The sequence below is a fragment of the uncultured Campylobacter sp. genome, assembly GCF_938031315.1.
GTDB lineage: Bacteria > Campylobacterota > Campylobacteria > Campylobacterales > Campylobacteraceae > Campylobacter_B.
Genome location: NZ_CALHHT010000124.1, coordinates 1 through 1,055, shown reverse-complemented (window position 1 = coordinate 1,055; position 1,055 = coordinate 1). Strand labels below are relative to the sequence as shown.

The following is a 1,055-nucleotide window of genomic DNA, read 5'->3' as shown; positions in this document are numbered from 1 at the left end:
TGCGTTGCCGCCCGCTTCCGAGCCGTTGCCGTATGAACTCTCGCCGCTTGCGCCGGTGCCACCCGCAGAGGTATTTATACCGCTCTCCGTGCTAGCGCCCGCGCTGTCATCCTCAAGCGGACGGAAATTTTCGGCGCTGCTCACGTTTTGGATATCGCTTGTGCCGCGCGTGGAGGAGCTTTCATCGCTAGAAATATTTAAATTTATGCCGCCGCTCGCGCCGCCGAGCCCGCTCAACGAGTTTTGAAATTTAGCCGCAAAGCGCGGATCAAAATACAAAATGCTCTCGATCTTGTGCGCCTTAAAATCCCTCTTCGCGCTCTCTAAATCCGTATAAACGCGGGTTTGCAGGTATTTTGAGCCCAAAAATCCGCCAAGCAGATCACGCTCGATTTTGGAGCCCAGATCGCTTACGAAGCCCACCTTGACGGGCTTTATGTCCATCCGCATCGCGTATCCGTAGATCACGACCAAAATTAGCGGCATCAAAAACGCGATCACGAGCGCCGATCGGTCCTTTGCGATCTGCGCGAACTCCTTTTTTACGAGGATTTTTAAAAAGGTAAAGTTCATCCGCCCTGCCCCTGTGCTCGGATTTTGCGGCACTGCGCCGCTCGTGGCAAGCTCCCGAATTTCAATCGCGCAGCAAATGCGGCTGTGGCTATCGCGCCCTGAAATTTTAGCCGCGTGATCGCATTTGGTACGCCCCTAAATTTTAATTGCGAAAGTGCGGCAACCAAGATTTGAAATTTTAGCAGTGCAGACCGACTGCCTGCGCCCATTTTACTCATCGCGCCCTGAAATTTTAATCGCTTGATCGCATACGGCGGGCTTTGAAATTTTAAGCGGTTGTGCAGCACGGTCTCGCTGCAAAATTTCTGACGTAAAAGCTCCGCAGCGGCGCAAAATCCGTGATGAAATTTTTGCATCGGAGTTTTAAATTTACAAGCTACCCGCAGACTGACCGCCATTTTAAATTTGCGACCTGTTTGCAGAGTGGTCGCTCTTTTGAATTTATGATCTATTTGCGAGCCGTTCGCGCTTTGAAATTTACG

The 1,055-nt window shown here is 51.3% G+C and carries 2 protein-coding genes; both read right to left on the bottom strand.

Annotated elements, in window-relative coordinates:
• Positions 1–573 (bottom strand): ABC transporter permease (locus tag Q0236_RS03445; RefSeq protein WP_297915189.1); only part of this gene is annotated, 573 nt, incomplete at its 3' end.
• Positions 570–1,055: hypothetical protein (locus tag Q0236_RS03440; RefSeq protein WP_297915186.1), on the bottom strand; the 486-nt coding region annotated here is incomplete at its 5' end. The genes Q0236_RS03445 and Q0236_RS03440, both read right to left, overlap by 4 nt.